A 25,001-nucleotide genomic window follows, 5' to 3' on the forward strand; every position below is an offset into this window, starting at 1 on the left:
CTCAGCCCTGGCCGGCCTTGTACCCGACGCCGCGGACGGTCAGCACGACGCACGGGTTCTCGGGATCCGGCTCGACCTTCGAGCGCAGGCGCTGGACGTGGACGTTCACGAGCCGGGTGTCGGCCTGGTGCCGGTACCCCCAGACCTCCTCCAGCAGCATCTCGCGGGTGAAGACGTGGCGCGGCCGCCGGGCGAGGGCCACGAGGAGGTCGAACTCCAGCGGGGTGAGGGCGATGCCGACGCCGCCGCGGGTGACCTCGTGGCCCGCCACGTCGATCTCGAGGTCCCCGATGTGCAGGACCTCCGCCGGCTTGGCCTCCCCCTCACGCAGGCGGGCCCGGACGCGGGCCACGAGCTCGGCCGGCTTGAACGGCTTGGGCACGTAGTCGTCCGCACCCGACTCGAGGCCGCGCACGACGTCCGCCGTGTCCGACTTGGCCGTGAGCATCACGATCGGCACGTCCGACTCGTCTCGGATGAGCCTGCAGACCTCGATGCCGTCGATGCCGGGGAGCATGAGGTCCAGCAGCACGAGATCGGGACGCTCGCGGTGGAACGCGGGCAGTGCGGAGGTGCCGTCCGCGGCGAACGCCGGCTCGAAGCCGTCGTTGCGCAGGACGATGCCGATCATCTCGGCCAGCGCCTCGTCGTCGTCCACCACCAGGATCTTGGCCTTGCCCATCCTGACCTCCTCGTCAGCGCTCCCCCCGGCGCCGCAGGCGGGACCGGCCCCGGGCACAGGAAATTTTCAGGATCAGCCCGATGATACCCGCCGGGCGGGCCCGTCCACGGCCGACGACGCCGGAGGTCGTCCCGGTCCGTCGGGGCGCCGGCTCAGCCGCGCAGCTCGGCGAGCCGCGCGGCCAGCTCCTCCGCGTCCCGCCGCAGAGTGCGGAGCACGGCGGGGTCGTGCGGCCCCGCCGCCGTGAGGCCGACGTCGCCCACCCGTCCGGGGTCCACCCCCAGCCGTTCCCACGTGCGGACGACGTCGACCGGGCGCACGCCCGGCTCGGGGGCCAGGGTCAGCCCGCGCCCGACGTCGGCCCAGCCGGCCGCCGCCTCCCACGCCTCGCGGGTGCCGGGCGAACCGTCCGCGCCGTCGTCGAGGGGGCCCACGCCCACCACGAGCGAGACCGGGGCCGGGGCGGGCGCGTCCGCGGCTGCGTCGGGCCTGGGCAGGGACTCTCCCGTCAGCGTCGCCAGCGCGGCGGTCCCGGGCAGCTCGGCCCCCGGGGAGGCGGCGCGGCGGCCCGGCGCGAGCCACACCCGGGCGACGTCGGGCAGGGCGGTGAGCCCGTCGAGGGCGGCGCGCCACAGTCCGCGGGCCTCCTCGCGCGGCAGCGACCGGACGGTGCGGTACCCGCTCGCGGTGGGCAGGGTTCCGGCGAGGACGGCCGCCGCCCACGGCTCGTCGACGACGACGCCGAGGCGGGCCGCCCCGGTGGCCCTTCGAAGGCGGGGCAGGGCGTCCTGCAGTCCCTCGAGATAGGACTCGGCGACGTCGCGGCGGGCGCCGTGGTCGCCGAGGACGCGCTCTCCCCCGGGCAGCCAGAGGCCGGCGAGCAGGCTGAGCGGGCCGCGCACCCGCACGGCCAGACGGTCGACGACGGCGCCCTCGGCGCCCGCGGTGTCCGCCCAGCGGTGTGCGTCCTCGCGCCAGAGGGAGACGGCGCGGCGTCGGTCGCGGCCGGAGCCGGCGGCCCCGGGCGGGCTGACCCGCCAGCCGTGCGGCTGCAGGTCGACGGCCAGCTCCTGCAGGAGGGCGGCCGAGCGGCCGGTGGCGTCGGCGCCGGGTCCGCGATCGGGCAGCTCGGGGAGCACCGGCCAGTGGTCCGCGCCGAGCTCGCCGAGCGTGACGCGCTGCGCCTCGGCGACGTCGGTGCCGCGCCACGGCGTGCCGCCGAGGGCGACGGGGCCGGTGGCGCCGGCGTCGTGGGCGGCCTCAGTCATCCGCGTCCCCGGGGCTCTCCCCCGACTCCGCCTCGGCGTCCGGCCGGCCCTCGGCCGCCAGCGCGCGGTGGTGGCGGATGACCTCGGCGATGATGAAGTTCAGGAACTTCTCGGCGAACGCGGGCTCGAGGTCGGCCTCGAGCGCGAGCCGGTGCAGCCGCGCGATCTGGGCGGCCTCACGCCCGGGGTCCGAGGGCGGCAGGTCGTGGCGGGCCTTCAGCGCACCGACCCGCTGCGTGAACTTGAACCGCTCGGCCAGGAGGTAGACGAGCGAGGCGTCGATGTTGTCGATGCTGCCGCGGATCGCGAAGAGCTCGTCGAGGACCGCCGGGTCCGCGGTGCCGGGCAGCGAGCTGGCGTGGGGGTCGTAGTCCGGGCTCATGGCCGAAGCCTACGCATCCGCGGGGGCGGACAGCCGGGCATTGCGGGCGGTGTCGATGGTGGCCTGGCCGAGCACGCGGGTGCCCCGGTACAGGACGGCCGTCTGACCGGGAGCCACGCCGCGCAGGGGGCGCGCCGGCTCGATCTCCCACCCCGGATTCCCCGCCTCGTCCGCGCGCTGGCGGGCGCGGGCCTCGACGATCTCGCCGTGGGCCCGGAACTGCAGCGCACACTCGAACCAGGCGCCCGTGCGGGCTTCGGGCACCGGGGCGCCGGCCCACGACGGGCGGATGCCGGTGATGCGGTCGACGTCGAGCAGCTCGCGTCCGCCGACCACCACGGTGTTCTCCTTCGGCCGCACCTCGAGCACGAACCGGGGCTTGCCGTCGGGCGCGGGACGGCCGATGGCCAGGCCCTTGCGCTGGCCGACCGTGAACGCCTGGGCGCCCGCGTGGGTGCCGAGCTCCCGCCCCTCCGGGTCCACGATGGGGCCGGGGGCCAGGTCGATGCGCTCGGCGAGCCAGCCGCGGGTGTCGCCGTCGGGGATGAAGCAGATGTCGTGGGAGTCCGGCTTCGCCGCCACGGACAGGCCGCGCTCGGCCGCCTCGGCGCGCACGAGCTCCTTGGACGGCGTGTCCGCGAGCGGGAAGAGGCAGTGGGCGAGCTGATCCGCGGTGAGCACGCCGAGCACGTAGGACTGGTCCTTCGCGTCGTCCGCAGCGCGGTGCAGCTCCAGCGAGCCGTCCGGACCGGGCCGCACGGCGGCGTAGTGGCCGGTGCAGACGGCGTCGAAGCCCAGCTCGAGGGCGCGCTCGAGCAGCGCCGCGAACTTGATGCGCTCATTGCAGCGCATGCACGGGTTGGGCGTGCGGCCGGCCTCGTACTCGGCCACGAAGTCGTCCACGACGTCCTCCGCGAACCGCTCGGAGAAGTCCCACGTGTAGAAGGGGATGCCGAGCCGCTCGCACGCGCGCCACGCGTCCGAGGCGTCCTCGATGGTGCAGCAGCCGCGCGAGCCGGTGCGCAGGGTGCCGGGCATGCGGGACAGGGCCAGGTGGACGCCGACGACGTCGTGCCCGGCGTCCACGGCACGCGCCGCGGCGACGGCGGAGTCGACTCCCCCGGACATGGCGGCCAGGACCTTCACGGGCGTACTCCTCTCTCGACGACGGACGGGCGGTCCAGTCTAGACGCCCGGCCCCAGCAGCGCCCGCAGCGCGTCGATGAGCGCGGCTGCCTCGGCCGGCGTCGTCGTCCGGCCGAGGGTGAACCGCTGGGTGGCCCGCGCGTCGGCCTCCGTCCGCCCCGGCAGGGCGGCGACCACGTGCGACGGTTCCGCCACCCCGGCGGTGCACGCCGACCCGGACGAGGTGTCCAGTCCGGCCATGTCGAAGGAGAACAGCAGCGCGTCCGCCGTCCGGCCCGGCACGGTGATGTGGACGTTGCCGGGCAGTCGGCGCGTCCCCGGCGACAGCACCTGCCCCGTCGCCGGGTCGAGGTCTCGCGGCCCGGTCAGGCGCACCCCGTCCAGGGCGTCGACGGCGGCGATCACCTCGTCCCGCAGCCCGCCCAGGCGGGCGGCCTCGGCGGGCTGCTCCCCGACGGCCTCCGCCACGGCGGCCGCCAGCGCTGCGGCCAGGGCCACCGACACCGTGCCCGAGCGCAGGCGACGTTCCTGGCCGCCGCCGTGCACGACGGCCTCCAGCGTGACGTCCCGGCGCACGAGCAGGGCGCCGACACCCACGGGGGCGCCGACCTTGTGCCCCGAGACGACCAGGGTCGCGGCCCCGGACGCGGCGAAGTCCACGGGCACCGCCCCGAGGGCCTGGACGGCGTCGGTGTGCAACGGGACCCCGTGGTCGGCAGCGAGCCGGGCGGCCTCGGCCACGGGCTGGACCGTGCCGATCTCGTTGTTGGCCCACATCAGCGTGGCCAGGGCGGTCCGCTCGGGCGCGGTCGCCAGCGCGGCCTCCCATGCGACGAGGTCGACCCGCCCGTCGTCGTCGACCGGGACGAGCACCGGCTCGGCACCCTCGTGTGCGGCGAGCCAGTCCACCACGTCGAGGACCGCGTGGTGCTCGATGCCGGTCAGCACGATCCGGGTGCGCTCCGGCGCGGCCGCGCGGCGGGCCCGGTACAGCCCCTGGACGGCGAGGTTGTCCGCCTCGGTGCCCCCGGACGTGAGGATCACCTCGGTGGGGTGCGCCCCGAGCGCCGCGGCGATGCGCTCCCGCGCTTCCTCGAGGCGCAGCTTGGCCCGGCGGCCCGAGGCGTGGAGGGAGGCCGGGTTGCCCGGCAGCGCGGCCGCCTCGGCCAGGGCCGCGAGCGCGGTGGGGCGCACCGTCGTGGTGGCGGCGTGGTCCAGGTGCACGCGGTCCGGGGTGGTCACCCGGCCAGTCTAGGAGCCGCCCCGGATGTGCCCCGGCTCAGTCCCGGGCGAGGAACCGCTCGACGTCGCGGGTCGGGCCCACCAGGAGGATCGTGTCCTCGGGCTCGAGCACGTAGTGACTCGGCGGGTAGAGCCACGTGCCGCGGCTGCGGACCGCGACCACGCGCATGCCCCGCTCCCCCGCGAGCCCGGTGGCTCGCAGGTCCCTGCCCAGCAGGCGCGACGGCGGCGCGGCCCGGACCATGGCCAGGCCCGGCTCGACCTCGACGAAGTCCTGGAAGGACGTGCTGACCAGGTGCGCCACGCGGCGGCCCATGTCCCGCTCCGGGTGGACCACGTGCTCCACGCCGAGCTGACGCAGGATCTCGCCGTGGCGGTCGTCATTGGCCTTGGCCCAGAGCTGGTGCGTCCCGAACCGCCGCATCAGCGAGACGGTGAGGATCGAGTCGGCGAGGTCGCCGCCGATGGCGACGACGACGTGGTCCATCTCGTGGACCGAGAGCTGGCGCATCGCCTCCTCGTCCGTGCTGTCCGCGCGGACGACGTGGGTCAGCCGGCCGTTGAGCGCCTGGACGGCCTCGGCATCGGCGTCGACCCCCAGCACGTGGCAGTCGGACTCCATGAGCTCGCGGGCGACCCCGGAGCCGAACCGGCCGAGCCCGAGGACGGCCACGGTGGGGCGGTCGCCCCGGCGGGGGGCGAACAGGGAACGGGTGAGATCAGCCAATGAGGGGCCTCTCCTTCGGGTACTCGAAGTGGCGGGTGCGGTCGGTCAGGGCCAGGCTGCCGGCGACGGTGGCGGGGCCGATGCGGCCGACGAACATGAGGAGCATCAGGATGCCCTGCGCGGCCGGCGGCAGCTGGGCGGTGATGCCGGTGGACAGGCCCACCGTGCCGAACGCGGACACGCACTCGAACAGGATCTGGTCGGTCGTGAACGAGGACAGGCCCATGAGCGCCATCGTGGCGACGGCGATCGCGGTCGCGGAGAGCATGATCACGGTGATCGCCTCGCGGTGCGTGGTCCGGGAGAGCCGGCGGCCGAACGCATGGACGGCGCCCTCCCCCCGGATCTCCGCGAGCACGATGAACAGCAGGACGCTCGCCGTCGTGATCTTCACGCCCGAGGCGGTGCCGGCGGGGCCGCCGCCGATGAACATGAGCACGTCGGTGGCGAAGAGCGTCACGGGGTGCATCTGCCCGTAGTCCAGGGTGTTGAAGCCGGCGGTGCGGGTCGTGACGGACTGGAAGAACGCCGCGAGCACGCGCGAGGCCGGGTCCAGACCGCCCAGGGTCCGCGGGTTGGACCACTCGAGGACGAGGTACATGAGCGTGCCGCCCACCAGCAGCACCGCGGTGCCCACGAGCACGAGCCGGACCGTGAGGTTCCACCGCTCGGGTCGGCGCAGGTCTCGCCGCAGGGTCAGCACGACCGGCAGGCCCAGGCCGCCCAAGATGATCGCCGCCGCGATCGGCAGGCAGATGAACGGGTCCGAGACGAAGCCCATGAGGTTGTCGCTGAACAGCGCGAACCCGGCGTTGTTGAATGCGGAGACCGCGTGGAAGACCCCCTGCCACAGTGCCTGGCCCGGGGACATTCCCGCGCCCAGCCAGAAGCGCAGGCTCAGCAGCAGCGCCACCGAGGCCTCGACGGCCGTGGAGTACAGGATCAGGGCCCGCAGCACCCGGGGCAGGTCCCCGATCCCCTCGGCCCGGGTGGAGGCCGCGGCGTCGAGGCGCTGGGTGAGGCCGAGCCGCCGGAGGATCACCAGCCCCAGCAGCGACGTGAACGTCATGACGCCCAGGCCACCGAGCTTGATGAGCGTGAGGATCACGAGCTGACCCAGGGGTGTCCAGAACGTCTGGGTGTCCACGACGCCGAGGCCCGTCACCGTGGTGGCGCTGGTCGCCGTGAACGCGGCCTCCAGCGGGGTGGGCGCGCGGCCCTGATACGAGGCGGGCAGCAGCAGTGCGCCGGTGCCCGTCACGATGGCGACGAGGAAGGACCCGACCACGAGCTGGGTCGGACGGATGCGGGGCCGGCGCGGGCCGACCCGCGGCGACGAGGTAAATGTCACGGGAGGGAAACATAGTCCTTCCGGGGCGCACTGTCACCGTGCGGCGCCGGTGGTTGAATGGCCGGGTGCCGACCCCCTCCGTCCCGCTCGTCCACCCGGTGCACCGGTTCGCCCACCACGAGATCGACTTCCGCCGCCGGATCGTCACGATGGCCGTGGTCAACCGCACCCCGGACTCCTTCTATGACGACGGCGCCGGCGCCGTCCTCGAGGACGCCCTCGCCCAGGCCCACGCCGCGGCGGACGCCGGAGCCGAGTGGGTCGACGTCGGCGGCGTGCCGTTCGCGCCCGGGGCGGAGCTCGACCCGGCCGAGGAGGCGGCGCGGGTGGTCCCCCTGATCGCGGCCCTGCGGAGCGGGGACGGGGCCGGGTCGTCCGAGGCGTCACGCCGGCTGATCCTCTCGGCGGACACGTTCCAGCCGGCCGTGGCCGAGGCGGCCCTGGCCGCGGGGGCGGACGTCGTCAACGACACCACGGGGCTGTTCCACGCGGACCTGGGCCGGGTGGTGGCCGCCGCGGGCGCGCACCTCGTGGTCACCCACTCCCTCGCCCACGTGCGCGGACCCCGGGCCGTGGTCCCCCGGCCGACCTATGGCGACGTCGTCACGGAGGTCCGCGACCACCTGCGGCGCACCGTCGACCGGGCCGTGGCGCTCGGCGTCCCCGAGGAGAGGATCGTCGTGGACCCCGGCCACGATCTGAACAAGAACACCCGGCACACCCTCGAGATCACGCGGCGGCTGGACGAGATCGCCGCCCTGGGGCTGCCCGTGCTGGCCGCGGTCTCGAACAAGGACTTCATCGGCGAGAGCCTGGACCGGCACCGGCACGAGCGCCTGCCCGGCTCGCTGGCCGCGGCTGCGGCCTGCGTGTACGGCGGCGCCCGGATCCTGCGCATGCACGACGCCGACGCCTCCGTCTCGGCGGCCCGCATGCTCGAGTGCGTGTTCGGGTGGCGTCAGCCGGCGCGCCTGGTCCACAACATGGGCGCGGAGAACCCGCCGCCGGACCGCAGCACCCTGGCCGGACACCGCGCCCACCGCGGGGGGCGGGCATGAGACGGCTGACCGAGACCGGCCCCGAGCTGGACGACGACGCCCTCCGCGCCGCCCTCGCCGCGCCCCCGGCCGAGGACACCGGCCCCGGACCCTGGGTCCGCGTCGTGTTCATCGCCTCCGCCGACGGCGCGGCCACCCTGGACGGCCGTGCCGGCGGGCTCGGCTCCCCCGCCGATCAGCGGCTGCTGTCCCTGTCCCGGCACGACGCCGACGTCGTCCTCGTGGGGGCCGGGACCATCCGCGCCGAAGGCTACGAGGGACCGCTCCTCTCCGAGGAGGACCGGCGTCGACGCGCGGCGGCCGACCGGCCTGCCGACCCGCCCGTGGCCGTGGTCAGCGGCAGCCTGGACCTGGACCCGGAGTCCGCGTTCTTCACGGCCGCCCCGGTCCGCCCCTGGATCCTCACGTCCCGGGCTGCCCTCGCGGCCGAGCCGGAGCGGGCGGCGGCGCTGGCCGCGCGCGCGGACGTGCTGGCGGTCGGCGAGGAGCACGTGGACCCCCAGACCGTGGTGGCGACCCTGCACGCGCGCGGCGCCCGCGTCGTCCACTGCGAGGGCGGACCGCGCCTGTTCGGCAGCCTCGCGGCGGCCGGCCTCGTGGACGAGGTGCACCTCACCGTGGCGCCGCTGCTGGCCGGACCCGCCGCCGGCCGCGTCCTGACAGGCGAGGACGGCCCCGGCTTCCCCGCCCGGCTGCAGCTGGTCCAGGTGCTCCACGACGACGGCATGCTGTTCCTGCGCCTGCACCACGAGCGGCGCGCCTCCCCCGGCCCGGACGCCACGCCGTGAGCGCGGCCGAGGAGCACCGCACCGCCTACGAGGTCCTGGGCGTGCCCCGCGACGCGACCGCCGAGGAGGTCCGGCGGGCCTACCGCCGCGCGGCCCGGGCCGCGCACCCCGACGTCGGTGGCGACCCCGCCGCCTTCCGGGCCGTGACGCGGGCGTGGGACCTGCTCGGCGACGCCGAGGCCCGGCGCCGGTACGACCTCTCGCTGCCCGACCCGGACGTCGGTGCCCGCGGCCCCCACGCGACGGCCGGATCAGGGCGGGCGAGACCGTCGGGACGGTCCGGACCCGGCGGACGTGCCGCCCGCCCCGTGCGCTACGAGCCCCCGCCCGGCGAGGCGGAGACGGACCCGACCGTGCTGGACCTGCCGCGATCGAGCCAACGCGTCCACGGGGCGCCGCGGCCGCGCGGGATCCTGCCGGACGAGCACCGGGTGCTGCGGCAGGCCCGCACCCTCGACGTGCTGCTGCGCCACGTGGCGGACGCGCTGCCGGCCGCCCGGGTCCTGACCGGGCTGCGGCTGGGCGGGCGCTGGGGACGGCACCTCGACGTGGACCACGCGGTGCTGTGCGGCCATCGCCTGGCGCTGATCGGCTCCGTCATGGTCCCGGAAGGGACCTACACCTGGGACGGGGCGGACCTGCGCTCCCGGGGCCGTCCCGTGGCCCCGCCGCTGCTCGGCCCCGCGATGATGGCGTGGCAGCAGGCCCTGCCCCAAGTCACCGTCGGCGGATTCGTGCACGTGATGACGGACCGCGACGCGCGGCACGCACCCGTGATCCGCCACACGCGCGGCGCCGACGCACCGGAGGCGCAGGCCGACCTGCTCACCGCCCCGCCCGCGCCCGGGATCGCGTTCGCGCGCGAGGTCGCGCTCTTCCTGGGCACCGGCACGGACCCGGATCTCGTGGACCGGCGCGCGCTCGGCGCGCTGGTCGGCCGGCTCCACTGAGGCACGTCCCCGCCCGGCGGCGCCCCACTAGGCTGGGCGCGTGCCCGACTCCCCCACCCCACCCCGCCCGAACCCGCACGAGGGCGCCGACCGCGCCCCGGCGCCCGGCACCCCCGGCTTCCGGATCCTGCTGCTCACCCCGGAGATCCCCGGCAACACCGGCAACGCGATCCGGCTCGCCGCCCTCACGGGGGCCGAGCTGCACCTCGTGGAGCCGCTGGGCTTCGGGTTCGAGGACGCCCACCTGCGCCGCGCCGGTCTGGACTACCACGACCTCGCGGTGGTGACGGTGCACCCGGACCTCGACGCGGCCCTCGCGGCCCTCGCCCCCGCCCGTGTGCTGGCCTTCACCGCGCGCGGGTCCGTGCGGCACGACCGGGTCGCCTACCGGCCCGGCGACGTGCTGCTCTTCGGCCGCGAGTCCACCGGCCTGCCCGAGGAGGTGCTGGCCGATCCGCGGGTCACCGAGACCGTCGGCCTGCCCATGCAGCCGGCCCGTCGGTCCCTGAACCTGGCGAACGCCGTCTCCATCGCCGTGTACGAGGCCTGGCGCCAGCACGACTTCGCCGGGTCCGCGGCCCGTCCCGATTCCCTAGACTGAGGCCACCATGCAGACTCCTGACGCGCCCGAGCCCCACGTCGACCGCCCCGATGACGCCGGCCAGCCCGCCCTGGACACCCTCCTGCGCCGCAGCGCCGAGGGTGACCGGGCCGCGTTCTCCGCGTTCTACGACGCCACGGTCCCGTGGGTGCACGGCCTGGCCGAAGCGATGTTCGGCCCCGGCGACGACGCCGCCGCGGCCACGGTCCGCACCTACCTGACGGCATGGGAGGAGGCGTCCGAGGCCGGCCTCGACCTGAGCGAGCAGGACGACGCGACCCACCGCGAACGCCAGGTGTTCACGTGGCTCGAGGTCCTCGCCCACCGCGTGATGACCTCGCTGCGCCGCGCCGGCGGCTCCGCGGCGGAACGTGGGCGTCGTCCCGGCCCGGCCGGCCCCGCCGCGCTGCCGGAGGACCTCATGGACCGGGTGGACCCGGACGCGTTCGAGGCCGTGCGGCTGGCCTGGCTGGGCGGCTGCACCGACCGGGAGGTCGCCGATCGGCTGGATCTGCCGGCCGACCGGGCCCGCACCCTCCTGCGCGACGGCGTCCGGCAGGTCGTCGCGGCCCGCCGCGACATCACCCAGGACGCCGCCCGGCCGTCCGCGCCGGCCCCGGCGACCGGCCCGGCCCTCGGCGCGGACGTGCGCGAGGACGTGGACGCCGGCCGCGCACTCGAGCTGGCCGACCTCTCGGCTGTGCACGCCCTCGACACGGCCGGGCACACCGCGGCCTTCTCCGCCGTGCAGCGGCGGGGCGGCGAGCTGGCCCGGTGGCGCTCCCGGGTGGACGGGGCGCGCCAGGCGGTGGCCTGGGCGTTCCGGTCCGTGACGGCCGAGCCGCCGTCGGCCCTGCTCGACGAGGTCCTGCGTCGCCTGCCCGCCCAGGACGTGGGCATGGACCTGATCGGCGACGAGTCCACCCCCGCCGGCCCGCCGCGGGACCGCCTGCGCTGGCTCAAGGTGACCGCCCTCCTGCTGCTCGCGGCCCTCGTGCTCGGCATCGGCGGGTGGACGGTGTGGAGCCAGTTCACGCGACCGGGCATCGTGCACCGCATCGACCAGTCGAAGGACCTGTTCACGACCTCGGAGTACCCGGCCCAGGACGGCGGCACGGTCCAGGCGTTCCTGTCCCGGGAGCAGAACAGCGGCTACCTGACGATCAGCGGGATGCCCCAGCTGCCGGAGGGTCAGTCCTACCAGCTGTGGCTCTACCCCTCGGACGGCACGGCCCCGGCCTCCCTCGGCACGTACGACGCCAACGGCTTCGGCGAGCCCATCACCTTCCGGGGGCTGGACCGCTTCGCGGCGATGGGCATCTCCGTGGAGCCCAGCTCGGGCTCGGAGGTGCCGACGTCGGAGCCCGTCGTCGGCGTGGACCTCGACCCCACCGCGCAGACCGGCCCGCGCTACGGCGGGCGACCGAGCACCAACTGAGAGGTCCCGCAGGGGGAGGGCCGACGACGCGTCCCGTCGTCGGCCCTCCCCTGCGGGCACGGTTCAGAACCCGGCGATGGTGCCCGGGCCGTTGACCGTGACCAGGTGGAACGCCTCGGCGTGGCCCGGCCCGGCGGCCGGGCCGGCGGCGTGCCGGTGGTGCTCGGCCATCTGGGCGAGCACGTGCCGCCGCATCGCGTCGACGTCCGGGTGCTGGGAGAGGTGGGCGTCGAGGGCGCGCAGCTTCTGCTCCGCCAGGCCCGTGACGTCCACGACCGTGTTCCGGCGTGCGGCGGGGGCGGCGTACAGCAGCAGGTTCCGGATCTTGAACGCCTCCAGCCCCTCCGCCGCGAGCTCCGGGTACGCGTACGGGTTCTCGACCGCCGGGTACGCGGCGCGCACCACGGCCTCGCCGCAGGCGAGGTGGTCCGGGTGTGCGGCCTGCATCCGCTCCCAGTCCCGCTCGGGGTGAGTGCTGAGGACGACGTCCGGGCGGACGCGGCGCATCAGGGCCACGAGCTTGCGGCGCACGCCGTGGTCCGGCTCGAGGTGTCCGTCGCGCTCGCCGAGGAAGTGGACCTCGGCGGCACCGACGACGGCGGCGGCCGCGCGCTGTTCGGCGTGCCGGCGGGCGGTCATCGCCTCGGCACCCTCCGAGTCGAAGCCGCCGGCGTCCCCGTCCGTCACGATGCACAGCTCGATGTGCAGCCCGGCCGCGCTGAATCCGGCCAGGGTGGCGGCGGCCCCGAAGTCGAGGTCGTCCGGATGGGCGCCGACGGCCAAGACCCGGCGCCAGCCGTGGTGGGCGGCGAGCTCAGCGGGGGTGGTGAGTGTGGTGGTCAGGATTGGGTGTCCTCCGTGAACGTCACCTCGGTCTTCTGCTCCGCGCCGTCGCGGAGGTAGGTGACGTCCACCGAGTCTCCCACGCGGTACTCGCGGACGACGGCGGTGAGGGACTCGGAGTCGATCACCGCGCGGTCGCCGACGGCGGTGATCACGTCGCCCTCCTTCAGCCCGGCCGCGTCGGCCGCCGACCCTCCCACGACCTGCTGGACGCGGGCGCCGTCGCTGAACACGGTCTGAGCGTTCTCGCCGCCGCCCTGCACCTCGGCGGGCTCCGGGGTGACGCTCACGCCGAGCATGGCATGCGTGGCCTTGCCGTGGTCGATCAGGTCCTGCGCGACCCGCTGGGCGTAGTCCACGGGGATGGCGAAGCCGACCCCGATGTTGCCCGCCTCGCTCGGGTCCTGGCCGGCCGAGGCGATCGCGACGTTCACGCCCACCAGGCGACCCTCGGCGTCGACGAGCGCGCCTCCGGAGTTGCCGGGGTTGATGGCCGCGTCGGTCTGCAGCACGTTGATGTACACCTCGCCCCGGGTGCCCTGCGGGGTGCCCGGCAGCTGGAAACGGTACTGGTCGGAGCCGGAGGACGAGCCGGAGCTCTCGCCCTGCGGCTCGGGCGCCTCGGAGGACGCCACCGCGATGGTCCGGTCCAGGGTGGAGATGATCCCGTCGGTCACGGTGTTCGGCAGGCCCAGGGGGGCGCCGATGGCGACGGCCTCGTCCCCGACCTTCAAATCCCCGGACCGGCCGATCTGGATGGGGGTGAGGTCCGGGGCGTCGATCTTGATGACGGCCAGGTCGGACAGCGGGTCGGTGCCCACGACGGTGGCAGCGTAGACCTCCCCGTCCGAGGTGCGCACCGTCAGCTCGGCGTCGTTGGCCTGGCCGCCGAGGGTGACCACGTGGGTGTTCGTGAGGATGTGCCCCTCCGTGTCCAGGATCGACCCGGACCCGGAACCGGAGGCGGAGCTCGACGTCGCGGAGATGGTCACCACGGAGGGCAGCGCGGTCCTCGCGGCGTCCCCCACGGCGGTGTCCGCCACGGGCTGTCCCCCGGCCTCGGCCGAGGTGTCCGTCGCCTGCGAGGACGAGGAGCTCGCGGCCTCGGACGCGGCCTCGCCGCCGTCCTCCGCGACCGCGCAACCGGAGAGCCCCACCATGAGCACGGCCGCGGCGAGCAGGCCCGCCCCGGCACGGGCGCGGGACTGGGGCCGGGGACGCGCGACGGTGCGGGCCGTCGGCACGGGGGGCTGGGTGGGGGCGGCGGTCTGGTCCACGGGGTCCTCGCTTCGGGTCGGGCCCCGGGCGGTCGACACGGACGCCCGTCGTCTTGCGGACGCGCGCCCCGGGGCACGTCCACGCTAGCGTGCATGACTGAACGCCGCCTAGAGGTCGGCCGAACGTCCGCTCCTCCCACGGTCCCGGCCGCGCCGGATCTCTGGTGTCCGCTTCCCACGCCGCCTTACACTCAACCCCAGGATCCGGCGGGTCCGCCCGGTGCGGCGGCTCGCCTCCGTCGTCGAAGGAGACCCCGCATGACCGTGCCCGCCCGCCCCGCCGACGTCGGCCGTCTGGCGCGCGCCGTGACCGCCGCGGGTCTGGGAGGCCTGGGCCTCCTGGTGGCGGCACCCGCCGCGCACGCCGTGACGGTGCCGCCGGGCGTGTACGTGGTGGACGAGGCCGGGGTGCTCTCGACCTCCGATGAGCAGCGGCTGACCCAGGAGATCCAGGACCTGCGCCGGGACACCGGGCAGGGGCTGTACGTCGTCTACGTGGATGAGTTCAGCACGGACGCCCAGACGCTGGCCCAGGACGTGGCGCGCCAGCGCGGGCTCGGAACGAACGACTCGGTCCTGGCGATCGCGGTCGAGGACCGCGCCTATGGGCTGGACAGCGGCGGGGACGCGAACCTGCAGAACCAGGTGACGCGCACCTACGTGGGTCCGGAGCTGTCCAGGATCGGCACGGACCCCGGCTCGGCGGACTGGCTCGCGGCGGGCACCGCTGCGGTGCAGGGGCTCGACGACGCCGCCGACGGCACGCTCGACGGCAGGGGGGCCAGCGGGGCCGAGTACGATCCGGCCGGTGCCCTGCCGGCCGGCACCACCGGCGGCGGGAGCACGGCCCAGGGCGCCTCCGGCGGCGGGGCCCTGACGGCGGTGCTCGGCGCGGGCGCGGTGGCCGCGGCCGTGGGCGGCGGCGTGCTCGTGGCCCGCAGCCGGAAGCGCACGCAGGGCGGCGCGGTCGAACGGGGCCGCACGGAGGAGGTCCGCCGCGACCCCCTCGACGAGCTCAGCGTGGAGCAGCTGCGCACTCAGGCGGGCTCCAAGCTCGTGGCGGCGGACGACGCCATCCGTTCCTCGGAGCAGGAGCTGGGCTTCGCTGAGGCGTCCTACGGGGAGAAGTCCGTGGCGACGTTCCGCGAGGACATCGACCAGGCCAAGGAGCACATGCGGGCCTCGTTCCAGCTTCAGCACCAGCTCGACGACGAGATCCCGGACACCGAGGCCGAGCAGCGCGCCTGGCTCAAGGAGATCATCCAGCGCAGCGAGGCCGTGGGCGCGGCCCTCGCGGCGCACAAGGAGGAGTTCGACTCCCTGCGCGACCTCGAGAACCAGGTGCCCGAGGCCCTCGAGCGCGTCGATGCCCGCCTGCCCGAGGCGCGGTCCCGGGTGCAGGAGTCCGAGTCGGCGATCGCCGCGCTGCACGGCCAGTACGCGGAGTCCGCCCTCGCCGAGGTCGCGGACAACGCGGCGCAGGCCCGGGAGCGGCTGGAGTTCGTGGAGACCGCCGTCGCGAAGTCGCGGAGCGCGTGGGACGCCCAGGACCGCTCCACGGCGGCGCTGGCCGTGCGTGCCGCCGAGGAGGCGCTCAGCCAGGTGGACACGCTCACGGAGGCGGTGGGCAAGGCCGAGGGGTCCCTGCGGGCCATGCTGGGCAACCTGCAGACGGGCCTCGCCCAGTCCGAGCAGGACGTCGCCGAGGCCGAGGCGCTCGTGGCCAACGGGTCGAACCCCGAGCTGGCCGGCCCGGTGGCGGGGATGAAGAACGCCGTGAACGCGGTGCGCCGAGCCCTCGCGGCCGGCCGCCCGGACCCCCTGGAGCTGCTGCACCAGCTCGAGGCCGCGCACCGCCAGCTCAACACCCCGCTGGCCGGCGTCCGCGACGCTCGGGAGCAGGCGCGCCAGGCCTCCCAGGTGCTCACCTCCACGATCGCCCAGGCCCAGGCGCAGATCGACGGCACGGCCGACTTCATCGGCGCCCGGCGCGGTGCGGTGGGCTCGGAGGCCCGGACCCGGCTCGCGGAGGCCGACCACACGCTGCGTTCGGCGATCAGCCTCGGCCGCACCGACCCCGTGGCCGCCCTCCAGCAGGCGCAGCGCGCCTCCCAGCTGGCCGAGCGCGCGAGCGAGCTGGCCCGCGCGGACGTCGAGGGCTTCGGCTACGGCCCCGGCATGGTGGGCGGCATGTACGGTGCACGCCCGCGCGCCGGAGTGGGCGGCAGCTTCGGCGGCGGCCTCGGCGGCGCACTGCTCGGCGGCATCCTGATGAACTCGATCCTGAACAGCGGCAGCTGGGGCGGCGGTGGCTTCGGCGGGTTCGACGGCGGCGGCCTCGGCGGCGGCGACTTCGGCGGGTTCGGCGACATCTCCGGCGGCGGCTTCTGACCGCCGCCCCATGAACTCCGGCGCCCCGGGCGCCGGCCCGGCCCGCACGCGCGGGACGGGGTGGACGCAGGCCGACGGTCTGCGCTGACGTGAAAGACCGACGAAAGGCAGACACCATGGTCAAGCAGTCCATCTTCGGCCGCATCAGCACGCTGGCGAAGGCCAACATCAACGCGATGCTGGACAAGGCCGAGGACCCCCAGAAGATGCTGGACCAGATGGTCCGCGACTACACGAACAACATCGCGGAGGCCGAGGCCGCCGTCGCCCAGACGATCGGCAACCTGCGGATGATCGAGGACGACTACCGCGAGGACCAGGACGCGTCCCGCAGCTGGGGCCAGAAGGCGCTGGCCGCCTCCCAGAAGGCCGACGACTTCCGCACCAAGGGCGACACCGCCTCGGCGGACAAGTTCGACAACCTCGCCAAGGTGGCCATCGAGCGCCAGATGGACTTCGAGCGCCAGGCGAAGTCCGCGGAGCCGACCATCGCCTCGCAGCGCGAGATCGTGGAGCGCCTGAAGACCGGTCTGGACCAGATGAAGGTCAAGCGTCAGCAGCTGGTCGCCAAGCGCGACGAGCTGACCGCCCGCGCCAAGTCCGCCCACGCCCAGTCCGCGGTGGCCGACGCCGTGAAGTCGATCGACCTGCTGGACCCGACCTCCGAGGTCTCCCGCTTCGAAGAGAAGGTCCGTCGCGAGGAGGCCCGCGTGCGCGGCCAGCAGGAGATCGCCGCCTCCTCCCTCGACGCCCAGTTCGAGTCCCTCGAGGACCTCGGCGAGAAGACCGAGGTGGAGGCCCGCCTCGCCGCCCTCAAGGCCGGCGGCGCCGGCCAGGCCGCCCTCACCTCGGGCGACGTCGACGCCGATGAGACCCTGACCCTCGACTACGCGGCCGAGGGGACCGCCGAGGAGACCGGCACCGCGCGCGGCTGACCCCGCCCCTCCCCACGGCCCGTCGCCCGGCCCACGCCGGCGCGGCGGGCCGTCCTCGTGCGCCCCGGCCCGGTGCTCCTCCCGGACGCGCCCCGGCCCCCGCGCTCCTTTGGTACTGTCCCGGGGTCCCTCGGCACGCTCCGTGGGACACCCCCGTCCCCGCACAGAGGAAGAACCCCATGCAAGAGCAGTTCACGGCCTGGTCCGTGCTGGTCGACGCCGGCCTCATCGGCGCGCTCCTGGCCGTGGGCACGCTGGCCCGTGCCGTCATCACGCCCCTCCAGACCCTGATGATCCCGGCCTCCGTCATCGCGGGCATCCTGGGCCTGGCCCTCGGCCCGAACGGCCTGGGCTGGCTGCCGTTCAGCTCCCAGCTGGGCACGTACGGCTCGATCCTGATCGTCATCGTGTTCGTGTGCATCGCGCTCACCGACGACTTCGACGTCCGCAAGATCGGCCGCCCCGTGGGCGCGTTCGCGTCCTACGGCGTGCTGATCTACTCCTCCCAGGTGGCCATCGGCGCCCTCGTCACGCTGGTCCTCCTGCAGCCGCTGTTCGACGCGCCCGACTCGTTCGCCGCCCTGCTGTTCGCCGGCTGGGCGGGAGGCTTCGGCTCCGCGGCCGCCGTGGGCCAGGCGTACGCGGCCAACGGTGATGCGACCGTCACCTCGCTGGCCTACACCTCGGCCACCGTCGGCATGATCGTCGGCGTGGTGGGTGGCATCATCCAGGCCAAGATCGGCGCGCAGCGCGGCCACGCGCGGGAGTTCGCGGGCCTGACCTCCATCCCGGAGGAGCTGCGCACCGGGGTGCTGAACCAGGTGGAGGAACGCCCGGTCATCGGCCGGCACACCTTCTCGGCGGCCTCGGTGGAGTCGCTGGCCTTCCAGGTCGGCGTGGTCGCGATGATCGCGGCGGCCGCGCACGGCGTGGTCTCCTGGATCACGGCCGTGTGGCCGAGCGTCGTGGGTGAGGACGGTCCCCAGCTGATCATCCCCGCGTTCGCGATCGCGTTCCTCCTCGGCCTGATCGCCCGCGTCCTGTTCCAGGCCACGAAGACGGCGAAGTTCCTCGACCCGGGCTCGCTGAACTCGGTGTCCGGCACCGCCACGGACATCCTCATCGTCTGTGGCATCGCCGCGATCGCCCCGACCGTGGTCGTGGACTACTGGCAGCCGCTGCTGCTCCTGTTCGTGATCGGCCTCGCGCTGGCCCTGTTCCTGGGGATCGTCGTGGCGCCGCGCGTCATGACCGACGCGTGGTTCGAGAAGCAGCTGTTCACGTGGGGCTGGGCCACCGGCGCCGTCGCCACGGGCGTGGCCATGCTGCGCATCGTGGACCCGAAGCTGAAGTCCGGGACCATGGAGCAGTTCGGCGTGGCCTACATCCCGGTGGTGCCCGTGGAGATCGCGGCCGTGTCCTTCGTGCCGCTGCTGCTCCTCGCGGGCCTGTCCTGGGCCGTCGTCGGCATCTGGGGCGCCATCGCGGTCATCGCGATCATCGCTGCCGTCTGGCTGCGCCGCACCGACCCGGGCCGCCGCACCCCGGCCCAGCAGGCGGTCCGGGCCTCGAGCCGCTGACGCTCCCGCTCCCCCGCGTTGATCGCCCGAGGGCGGTCGGCTCGCCCGCCAGCACCGTGCCGGCGGGCCGGGGCGACCGGGTCCGGACATGCGAGAAGGCCCCCAGCAGATGCTGGGGGCCTTCTCCTTCTCGTTGCGGGGGCAGGATTTGAACCTGCGACCTCCGGGTTATGAGCCCGGCGAGCTACCGAACTGCTCCACCCCGCGGCGACTTCTAGAACTATACACACCTGTCCCGTCGAGTTCAAATCAGCGTCAGCACCCCGCCATCCGGCGGCCATGCGGCGGCCATCTGCCCCGAGACGACAGCGGCCCCGACCACGCGCGGTGCGTGGCCGGGGCCGTCGTCGACGGTCCGGCGGGCCCGGCCCGCCGACGCCCGTCAGCCGCTCGGCGTCGGGCTGGGGCTCGACGACGGCGCGGGGCTCGCCTCGGCCGGGGCCTGGTCCTGGGCAGGCGCGTCGCCGCCCAGGGCGTCGTCGGCGGCGGTGGCACGCTTCAGGGCCTCGTTGAGACGCTTCTGCTGCTCGCCGTAGCCGGCCCAGTCGCCCTCGGCCAGACGCTCCTGGCCCTGGGTCAGGGCGTCCTGCGCCTCCTCGAGGGCCGCCGAGAGCTCCTCCTCGACCGTGCCCGGAGCCGACGGCTCCTCGCCCGGGGCGGGCGCCTCCGCCTGGTTCTCCTCCGGGGTGACCGCGCCCGAGTCGCCGTCGAACACCTGGTCCAGGGCCTCCTGGAGGGTGTCCGCGAAGCCGACCTTGTCGCCGAACGAGACGAGCACCTTGCGCAGCGTCGGGTAGGTGGTGCCGCCCGAGGAGCGGACGTACACCGGCTGGACGTAGAGGATGCCGCCGGCCACCGGCAGGGTGATCATGTTGCCGTTGAGCACCTCGGACGCGCCCTGGCGCAACAGGTTCAGCTCCCGCGAGACGTCCGCGTTCGAGTCGAAGTTCGCCTGCGCCTGGCCAGGGCCGGGCACCGTGGTGGACCGCGGCAGCTCGAGCAGTCGGAGCTGCCCGTAGCCCTCGGCCTTCACGCCGTCCTCCCCCGTGCCGGCGTCGCCGGCGGCGGAGAGGAACCCGTAGAGCACGTTGCGCTGCTGGGCACCGTCCGTGATCTGCGGTATGTAGCTGCTGGTGAGGGAGAACGCCGGCTCGTCCTGGCCGGGCATCTGCAGCGTCATGTAGTACGGCGGCTGCTTGACGTCCTCCTCGCGCGTGGGGTCCGACGGCACGGACCACGCGTCGTTGTTCTCGTAGAAGTCGTCCGCGTCGGTCACGTGGTAGCGGCCGAGCAGCTCGCGCTGGACCTTGAACATGTCCTCCGGGTAGCGGACGTGGTCCAGGAGTCCGGCGCTCATCTCCGAGTACGGGCGCAGCGAGGACGGGTAGACGTTCTGCCAGGCCTGCAGCAGCGGATCCTGGTCGTCCCACGCGTAGAGAGACACCGAGCCGTCGTACGCGTCCACCGTCGCCTTCACCGAGTTGCGGATGTAGTTCACCCGGCCCTGGAGCGCCGGGTTCTGGCCCTGGCTCAGGGAGTCCACCGTGACCTCGCCCAGCTGCTGGGCGGTGGAGTACGGGAACTGGTCCGAGGTCGTGTAGGCGTCCACGATCCACTGCACGCGGCCGTCGACGATCGCCGGGTAGGGGGCGGTGTCCACCGTCAGGTAGGGCGCGACCTTGCGGACGCGCTCGGCCGGGTCGCGATCGTAGAGGATCTGCGAGGCCTCGTTCACGTCCGAGGACAGCACGAGCTCGGGCGAGCCGAACTTCACCGCGTACGCGAGCCGGTTGAAGAGGTTGCCCACCGAGGGGCCGCCGTCGCCGGAGAAGGTGTACGCCGTGTCCTCCTGGGAGTCGGCCGTCTGCGGCCGGTCGCGTTCGACGGCCGGCGCGCCCTCGGGCGCACCCACCACCGAGTACGAGGGCGAGTTGTGCCCGAAGTAGATGCGCGGCTCGTAGTCCTGGTCGGAGGCCAGCGGCCCGCGCGTGGGGATCTCGGAGAGCAGCCACTGGGGCCGGCCGCCGGCCGCGACCTCGGAGGCGTCGGCCACGACCATGCCGTAGCCGTGCGTGTAGATGGTGTGGCGGTTCACCCACGACTGGGAGTCGTCCACGTTGACGTCACGGGCCGCCAGAATGGTGTCCCGCGTCTGGCCGTCCACCTCGTAGCGGTCCACGTGCAGGGTGGTGGGGAACGCGTAGTACGGACGGAACTGCTGGAGCTGCCCGAAGGTCTGGGAGATCAGGTTCGGGTCCATGAGACGGACGTTGGCCGTGTTGGCCTCCTCGCCCGCCAGGGCCCCGGCCTCGGTGTCCGTGGCGCCCTCATAGTTCGTCACCTCGACGTCGTCCAGGCCGTACGCCTCGCGCGTCATGGCGATGTTCCGCTCGATGTACTGGGATTCGAGCGTGCGCTCGGACGGCTTCACCTGATACTCCTGCACGATGAAGGGGTACGCCGTGCCCACCACGAGCGCCGTGATGACCAGGACCGCGGTGCCGATCAGCGACAGCCGCCACCGGCCCGAGACCACCGTCCACACGAACAGGCCGGCCACGATCACGGCCGTGACCGCCAGGATCGCCGACGTCGGGATGACCGCGTTCACGTCCGTGTAGAGCGCGCCGGCCCAGTTGCCGGTCTGCGACTGCGTGGTGCGGTAGCGGTTGAGCCAGAAGTTGACGCCCTGCAGCAGCAGGAACACGGCCAGGGTGATGCCGATGTGGGCGCGCGCCGCCGGGGTGATCCGCACGCCGCCGCCCTCCTCCACGCGCACCGCGCCGTACAGGTAGTGCACCAGAAGACCGGTGATGCCGGAGACCAGGACCACCGAGATCAGGTACCCGACCACGAGCGTCAGGAACGGCAGGGTGGCCATGAAGAACATGAGGTCCAGGCCGAACTCCGGGTCCGCCTGGCCGTAGGGCACCTGGTTCAGGAACAGCAGGACCGTGTTCCACCCGTTCATCGCGGTGGAGCCGGCGAACACGCCGAGCACGAGCGGGACACCCAGGAACACCAGGCGCCGGATGGGCTCCAGCTGGCGCTGGGCCTGGCTGAGCGAGTCCCGCGCGGCCGCGGACGCGTCCGCGGGGCGGTGGCGCCAGGCCGTGCGGATCGCCAGCCACACGGCGAGGGCCATCCCGAGCCCGGCGATCAGGAACAGCGCGGCCTTGGCGACGACCTCGGTCCAGAAGACCTCGGTGAAGCCCAGCTGCGAGAACCACAGCACGTCCGTGTAGACGTTCGTGAACACCACGAACAGCCCCACGAGCACGGCCACCGCGATGATGGTCAGCACGAGCGCGCTCGGCCGGCCCGGCCGGCCCCTGCCGCGCGCGGCGGAGGACCCGCCCCCGCCGAACGGGCCACCAGGACCGCGGTCGCCGTCGTCGCCCGGGCCGCGCGGGGCGCCGCCGAAGGGGCCGAACGCCCCGAACGGGCCGGACTGGCCCCCGGCGGTCCCGCCGCCGTCACGGGGCGGGCCGCCGAACGGTCCGCCGCCTCCCTGTCCGAAGCTCACTGCTCTGTCCTCTTCCCTCCCGCGTCCGCGGGGCTCTGCTCCGGTCCGGGGCGCTGCGCCCCGGACATGTCGTCCGGTCTGGTGGTCTGGTGGTCCTGGTGTGCGTCGGCTCAGCCGCACGTCCGGGCGGCGGCCGGGCTCTCCCCCCGGGCCACCGCCTCGACGATGTCGCGGGCCTGGCCCAGCGTGTCCACGGGGTACACCGTCAGACCCTCGGGCACACGGCCGGCCAGCTCCTCGCAGTTCGCCGTGGGGGCGAGGAACGTCGTGGCCCCCGCCTCGGCGGCGCCGCGCACCTTCTGCGGGATCCCGCCGATGGGACCCACGACGCCGTCCCCCGAGATCGTGCCCGTTCCCGCGATCGGGGCGCCCCCCGTCATCGCGCCCGGGGTCAGCCGCTCGATCACGGTGAGCGCGAACATCAGACCCGCCGAGGGCCCGCCGATGTCCGGCACGGTCAGCTCGACGTCCACCGGGACGTCGTAGGCGGTCTCGATCAGGGCCCCCATCTGCCACGGCTGGGGCGCGCCCTCGGGGGCGGCCGCCACCGGCACCTCGAGGTCCTGCTCCACGCCGTCGCGGCGGACCGTCAGCGTGACCGGGTCGGGCCCCGCGGCCCCGACGGCGGCGCGCACGGCCTCCAGGTCGGCCACGGGCCGTCCCTCGGCGGCGATCACCTCGTCCCCGGCCCGCAGGACACCCTCGGCGGGCCCGCCGGACACGAGCTGCTGCACGACGAGCCGCTGGGGCACCTCCCGGCCGAGCTCGTGCAGGGCCGCGGCGGTCGCGGTCTGCTGGGAGTCCGACATGGCCGCCGAATTGGCCTCGCCGACCTCGTCGGAGGTGACGCCGGTGGGATACATCAGCTCGCGCGGGGCCACGTCCACGGCGGGGTCCGTCAGGCCGCGGCCGAGATCGAGCAGGGAGGTGGTGCCGATGGGAGGACCCCCGACCATCACGGTGGTCATGTGCAGGGTCCCCTCACCCGGGTCCGCCTCGCCGCCCTCGACGCGCAGCACGGGTCGACCCTCGCGTTCGCCCAGCAGGTCCACGGCGGGGCCGGGGCCCTCGAGGATGTAGGGGGTGGGGGCCAGCAGTGCCAGCCCGGCGCTGCCCAGGGCGAGCCATCCGGAGAAGGGCACGCGGGCGGCGCGGGTGGTCCTCGAGGGCACTGCGCGCACGCGACACCGTCTTTCCTGGGGGTCCTGATCGGGCCGTCCTCGCCGCCGGGCACGGGCCGCGCGGCGACGGTCACACCAGTCTACGCGGGGCCGCGACCCCCGCCTGCCCCGCGCGACGCCGTGCGCCATGGGCGAACCGCGCCGCCGCGACGTCGGGAGGGCGGGCGCGTCGCGCCGACGCGGATACGCTGGAGACATGAGCAACGACGCGCGCACGCCCGGATCCGACGACGGCCGCGACCCCCTGGAGGAGATGCTGCGGCAGCTCTTCGGCGGCCAGGGCCCCGACCCGGACGAAGTCCGACGCGCCATGGAGGGCCTGGGCGGCCCCGGCGGGGTGCCCTTCGACCCGTCCCAGCTGAATCCGGCCATGATGCAGCAGGCCATGGCCCAGTTCCAGGCGATGATGAGCTCCGGCTCCGGCTCGGACGGCCCCGTGAACTGGTCTCTGGCGAAGCAGGCCGCCCGCCAGGCCGTGGCCGGCGAGGACCCGGCCGTCGGCTCGTTCGCGCGACGCGAGGTGGACGAGGCGCTGCGGCTGGCCGAGCTGTGGCTCGACGGCGTCACGCAGACCGAGCCCGTCGGCAGCGTCGGCGTGGCCTGGTCCCGTGCCGAGTGGGTGGAGGCGACCATGGACCAGTGGCGCCGGCTCACCGAGCCCGTGGCCATCTCGATGTCCCGTGCGATGTCCGCGGCCATCGAGCAGCAGCTGCCGGGTCAGCTCCCCGAGGGCATGGACGCCTCCCTGCTCGGCGGGCTGCAGCCCATGCTGAAGAACATGGGCGGCACGATGTTCGGCCTGCAGCTCGGGGGCGCCGTGGGCGCCCTGGGCAAGGAGGTGCTCTCGGGCACGGACATCGGCCTGCCCGTCGCCGGCCACCGTCTCGCCCTCGTCCCCGTGAACATCGAGGAGTTCGGCGACGGGCTCTCGGTGCCGGACGACCAGATCCGCATCTACCTGGCCCTGCGTGAGGCCGCACGCATGCGCCTGTTCCTGCACTCGCCGTGGCTCGAGCGGGACCTGTACGCCGCCGTCGAGCAGTACGCCGCGGGCATCCGCCTGGACACCGAGGGCATCGAGCGGGCCGCGCAGTCGGTGGACCCGATGGACCCCGGTTCCCTGCAGGCCGTGTTCGACGGGGCGTCCTTCATCGCCGCCCCGGACGCCACCCAGCAGGCCGCGCTGGACCAGCTGGAGCTGCTCGTCGCCCTCGTGGAGGGCTGGGTGGACGTGGTGGTCGCCGAGGCCGCGCGCCCGCTCGAGTCGGCGGCCGCCCTGCGCGAGACCATGAACCGCCGCCGCGCCTCGGGTGGCCCGGCCGAACAGGCCTTCGCCGCCCTCGTGGGCCTCGAGCTGCGCCCGCGCCGCCTGCGCGAGGCCGCCGCGTTCTGGGAGCACGTCACGGCCGAGCACGGCACGGAGTATCGCGAGGAGATCTGGCGCCATCCCGAGCGTCAGCCCACGGCGGAGGACCTCGAGGACCCCGCCGGGTACACCGGGCGCCGCTCCGCCGCGGACGCCAGCACCGAGTCCCTCGACGACGAGCTGCGCAAGCTCCTCGAGGGCGGCTTCGGCGACGCGCCGCGCGAGGGCTGAGCCCCTTTCGGCACGACGGCCGCGGGCGGCCCGGCACC

20 protein-coding genes and 1 tRNA gene are annotated in these 25,001 nt (G+C 74.7%); 9 read left to right on the top strand and 12 right to left on the bottom strand.

Annotated elements, in window-relative coordinates; all coding sequences use genetic code 11:
* Position 1: 1 nt before the first annotated feature.
* The 7 genes from mtrA to AUV08_RS01610 form a co-directional block, all read right to left on the bottom strand.
* The gene (gene mtrA / locus AUV08_RS01580; RefSeq protein ID WP_061867002.1) at positions 2-682 is read right to left on the bottom strand and encodes an MtrAB system response regulator MtrA; all 681 of its coding nucleotides are present in this window, start codon (positions 680-682) and stop codon (positions 2-4) included.
* 152 nt (positions 683-834) lie between these two features.
* Entirely contained in the window at positions 835-1,950 is a 1,116-nt protein-coding gene (locus AUV08_RS01585; protein WP_061867003.1) for a hypothetical protein, read from the bottom strand.
* Positions 1,943-2,332: a chorismate mutase gene (locus AUV08_RS01590; protein WP_061867004.1), complete on the bottom strand. Its 390-nt coding sequence runs from the start codon at positions 2,330-2,332 to the stop codon at positions 1,943-1,945. The genes AUV08_RS01585 and AUV08_RS01590 overlap by 8 nt, the downstream gene beginning before the upstream one ends.
* Before the next feature lie 9 nt (positions 2,333-2,341).
* Positions 2,342-3,478: a tRNA 2-thiouridine(34) synthase MnmA gene (gene mnmA / locus AUV08_RS01595; protein ID WP_061873070.1), complete on the bottom strand. Its 1,137-nt coding sequence runs from the start codon at positions 3,476-3,478 to the stop codon at positions 2,342-2,344.
* Between the two features lie 39 nt (positions 3,479-3,517).
* A complete protein-coding gene (locus tag AUV08_RS01600) occupies positions 3,518-4,720 on the bottom strand; it encodes a cysteine desulfurase family protein (RefSeq protein ID WP_061873071.1) in 1,203 nt (400 codons plus the stop codon).
* Positions 4,721-4,757: 37 nt separating this feature from the next.
* Complete coding sequence (locus tag AUV08_RS01605; protein ID WP_061867007.1) at positions 4,758-5,447, bottom strand: TrkA family potassium uptake protein; 690 nt, start codon at positions 5,445-5,447, stop codon at positions 4,758-4,760.
* Positions 5,440-6,798 (bottom strand): TrkH family potassium uptake protein, encoded by a 1,359-nt coding sequence (locus AUV08_RS01610; protein ID WP_166437547.1) that lies wholly within the window; start codon positions 6,796-6,798, stop codon positions 5,440-5,442. The genes AUV08_RS01605 and AUV08_RS01610 overlap by 8 nt, the downstream gene beginning before the upstream one ends.
* 65 nt (positions 6,799-6,863) lie before the next feature.
* Here AUV08_RS01610 and folP point away from each other — a divergent pair, with 65 nt between their 5' ends.
* Genes folP through AUV08_RS01635 form a run of 5 tightly spaced genes read left to right on the top strand, consistent with a single transcriptional unit; the run spans position 6,864 to position 11,633 of the window.
* Positions 6,864-7,856: a dihydropteroate synthase gene (folP, locus tag AUV08_RS01615; protein ID WP_061867008.1), complete on the top strand. Its 993-nt coding sequence runs from the start codon at positions 6,864-6,866 to the stop codon at positions 7,854-7,856.
* Entirely contained in the window at positions 7,853-8,644 is a 792-nt protein-coding gene (locus tag AUV08_RS01620) for a dihydrofolate reductase family protein (protein WP_061867009.1), read from the top strand. Before folP ends, AUV08_RS01620 begins: the two co-directional genes overlap by 4 nt.
* The gene (locus tag AUV08_RS01625; RefSeq protein WP_061867010.1) at positions 8,641-9,594 is read left to right on the top strand and encodes a J domain-containing protein; all 954 of its coding nucleotides are present in this window, start codon (positions 8,641-8,643) and stop codon (positions 9,592-9,594) included. Before AUV08_RS01620 ends, AUV08_RS01625 begins: the two co-directional genes overlap by 4 nt.
* A 40-nt stretch (positions 9,595-9,634) precedes the next feature.
* Positions 9,635-10,195, top strand: a complete 561-nt coding sequence (locus AUV08_RS01630) for a tRNA (cytidine(34)-2'-O)-methyltransferase (RefSeq protein WP_061867011.1) — start codon at positions 9,635-9,637, stop codon at positions 10,193-10,195.
* Positions 10,196-10,202: 7 nt separating this feature from the next.
* Positions 10,203-11,633 carry an anti-sigma factor domain-containing protein gene (locus tag AUV08_RS01635; protein WP_061867012.1) on the top strand — a complete coding sequence of 477 codons (1,431 nt, stop codon included), beginning with the start codon at positions 10,203-10,205 and terminating at the stop codon, positions 11,631-11,633.
* A 63-nt stretch (positions 11,634-11,696) separates the two neighbouring features.
* On the opposite strand, the gene AUV08_RS01640 is transcribed toward AUV08_RS01635, so the two are convergent.
* The gene (locus tag AUV08_RS01640; RefSeq protein ID WP_061867174.1) at positions 11,697-12,476 is read right to left on the bottom strand and encodes a PIG-L deacetylase family protein; all 780 of its coding nucleotides are present in this window, start codon (positions 12,474-12,476) and stop codon (positions 11,697-11,699) included.
* A complete protein-coding gene (locus tag AUV08_RS01645; RefSeq protein ID WP_061867013.1) occupies positions 12,473-13,753 on the bottom strand; it encodes a S1C family serine protease in 1,281 nt (426 codons plus the stop codon). The genes AUV08_RS01640 and AUV08_RS01645 overlap by 4 nt, the downstream gene beginning before the upstream one ends.
* A gap of 258 nt (positions 13,754-14,011) precedes the next feature.
* On the opposite strand from AUV08_RS01645, the gene AUV08_RS01650 reads away from it, so the two are divergent.
* The 3 genes from AUV08_RS01650 (at position 14,012) to AUV08_RS01660 (ending at position 18,659) form a co-directional block, all read left to right on the top strand.
* Positions 14,012-16,144, top strand: coding sequence for a TPM domain-containing protein (locus tag AUV08_RS01650; RefSeq protein WP_036314365.1), 2,133 nt, complete (start codon positions 14,012-14,014; stop codon positions 16,142-16,144).
* 116 nt (positions 16,145-16,260) lie between these two features.
* The gene (locus AUV08_RS01655; protein WP_002854906.1) at positions 16,261-17,079 is read left to right on the top strand and encodes a PspA/IM30 family protein; all 819 of its coding nucleotides are present in this window, start codon (positions 16,261-16,263) and stop codon (positions 17,077-17,079) included.
* Positions 17,080-17,258: 179 nt separating this feature from the next.
* Positions 17,259-18,659: a sodium/glutamate symporter gene (locus tag AUV08_RS01660; protein ID WP_036341163.1), complete on the top strand. Its 1,401-nt coding sequence runs from the start codon at positions 17,259-17,261 to the stop codon at positions 18,657-18,659.
* 133 nt (positions 18,660-18,792) lie between these two features.
* Here the strand turns inward: AUV08_RS01660 and AUV08_RS01665 are convergent.
* The 3 genes from AUV08_RS01665 to AUV08_RS01675 all read right to left on the bottom strand — a co-directional run bounded on the left by AUV08_RS01665 (position 18,793) and on the right by AUV08_RS01675 (position 23,366).
* Positions 18,793-18,866 (bottom strand) — tRNA-Met (locus AUV08_RS01665).
* Positions 18,867-19,041: 175 nt separating this feature from the next.
* Positions 19,042-22,185 carry a UPF0182 family protein gene (locus AUV08_RS01670; protein ID WP_061867014.1) on the bottom strand — a complete coding sequence of 1,048 codons (3,144 nt, stop codon included), beginning with the start codon at positions 22,183-22,185 and terminating at the stop codon, positions 19,042-19,044.
* Positions 22,186-22,295: 110 nt separating this feature from the next.
* Positions 22,296-23,366: a PDZ domain-containing protein gene (locus AUV08_RS01675; RefSeq protein ID WP_230594532.1), complete on the bottom strand. Its 1,071-nt coding sequence runs from the start codon at positions 23,364-23,366 to the stop codon at positions 22,296-22,298.
* 196 nt (positions 23,367-23,562) lie between these two features.
* On the opposite strand from AUV08_RS01675, the gene AUV08_RS01680 reads away from it, so the two are divergent.
* Positions 23,563-24,963: a zinc-dependent metalloprotease gene (locus AUV08_RS01680; protein WP_041105129.1), complete on the top strand. Its 1,401-nt coding sequence runs from the start codon at positions 23,563-23,565 to the stop codon at positions 24,961-24,963.
* Positions 24,964-25,001: the final 38 nt, after the last annotated feature.

This window comes from Micrococcus sp. CH7, assembly GCF_001595485.1.
GTDB lineage: Bacteria > Actinomycetota > Actinomycetes > Actinomycetales > Micrococcaceae > Micrococcus > Micrococcus luteus.

Coding starts and splice junctions, on each gene's coding strand:
- mtrA (WP_061867002.1), bottom strand. CDS start 682: ATGGGCAAGGCCAAGATCCTGGTGGTGGACGACGACGAGGCGCTGGCC.
- AUV08_RS01585 (WP_061867003.1), bottom strand. CDS start 1,950: ATGACTGAGGCCGCCCACGACGCCGGCGCCACCGGCCCCGTCGCCCTC.
- AUV08_RS01590 (WP_061867004.1), bottom strand. CDS start 2,332: ATGAGCCCGGACTACGACCCCCACGCCAGCTCGCTGCCCGGCACCGCG.
- AUV08_RS01620 (WP_061867009.1), top strand. CDS start 7,853: ATGAGACGGCTGACCGAGACCGGCCCCGAGCTGGACGACGACGCCCTC.
- AUV08_RS01635 (WP_061867012.1), top strand. CDS start 10,203: ATGCAGACTCCTGACGCGCCCGAGCCCCACGTCGACCGCCCCGATGAC.
- AUV08_RS01650 (WP_036314365.1), top strand. CDS start 14,012: ATGACCGTGCCCGCCCGCCCCGCCGACGTCGGCCGTCTGGCGCGCGCC.
- AUV08_RS01655 (WP_002854906.1), top strand. CDS start 16,261: ATGGTCAAGCAGTCCATCTTCGGCCGCATCAGCACGCTGGCGAAGGCC.
- AUV08_RS01660 (WP_036341163.1), top strand. CDS start 17,259: ATGCAAGAGCAGTTCACGGCCTGGTCCGTGCTGGTCGACGCCGGCCTC.
- AUV08_RS01680 (WP_041105129.1), top strand. CDS start 23,563: ATGAGCAACGACGCGCGCACGCCCGGATCCGACGACGGCCGCGACCCC.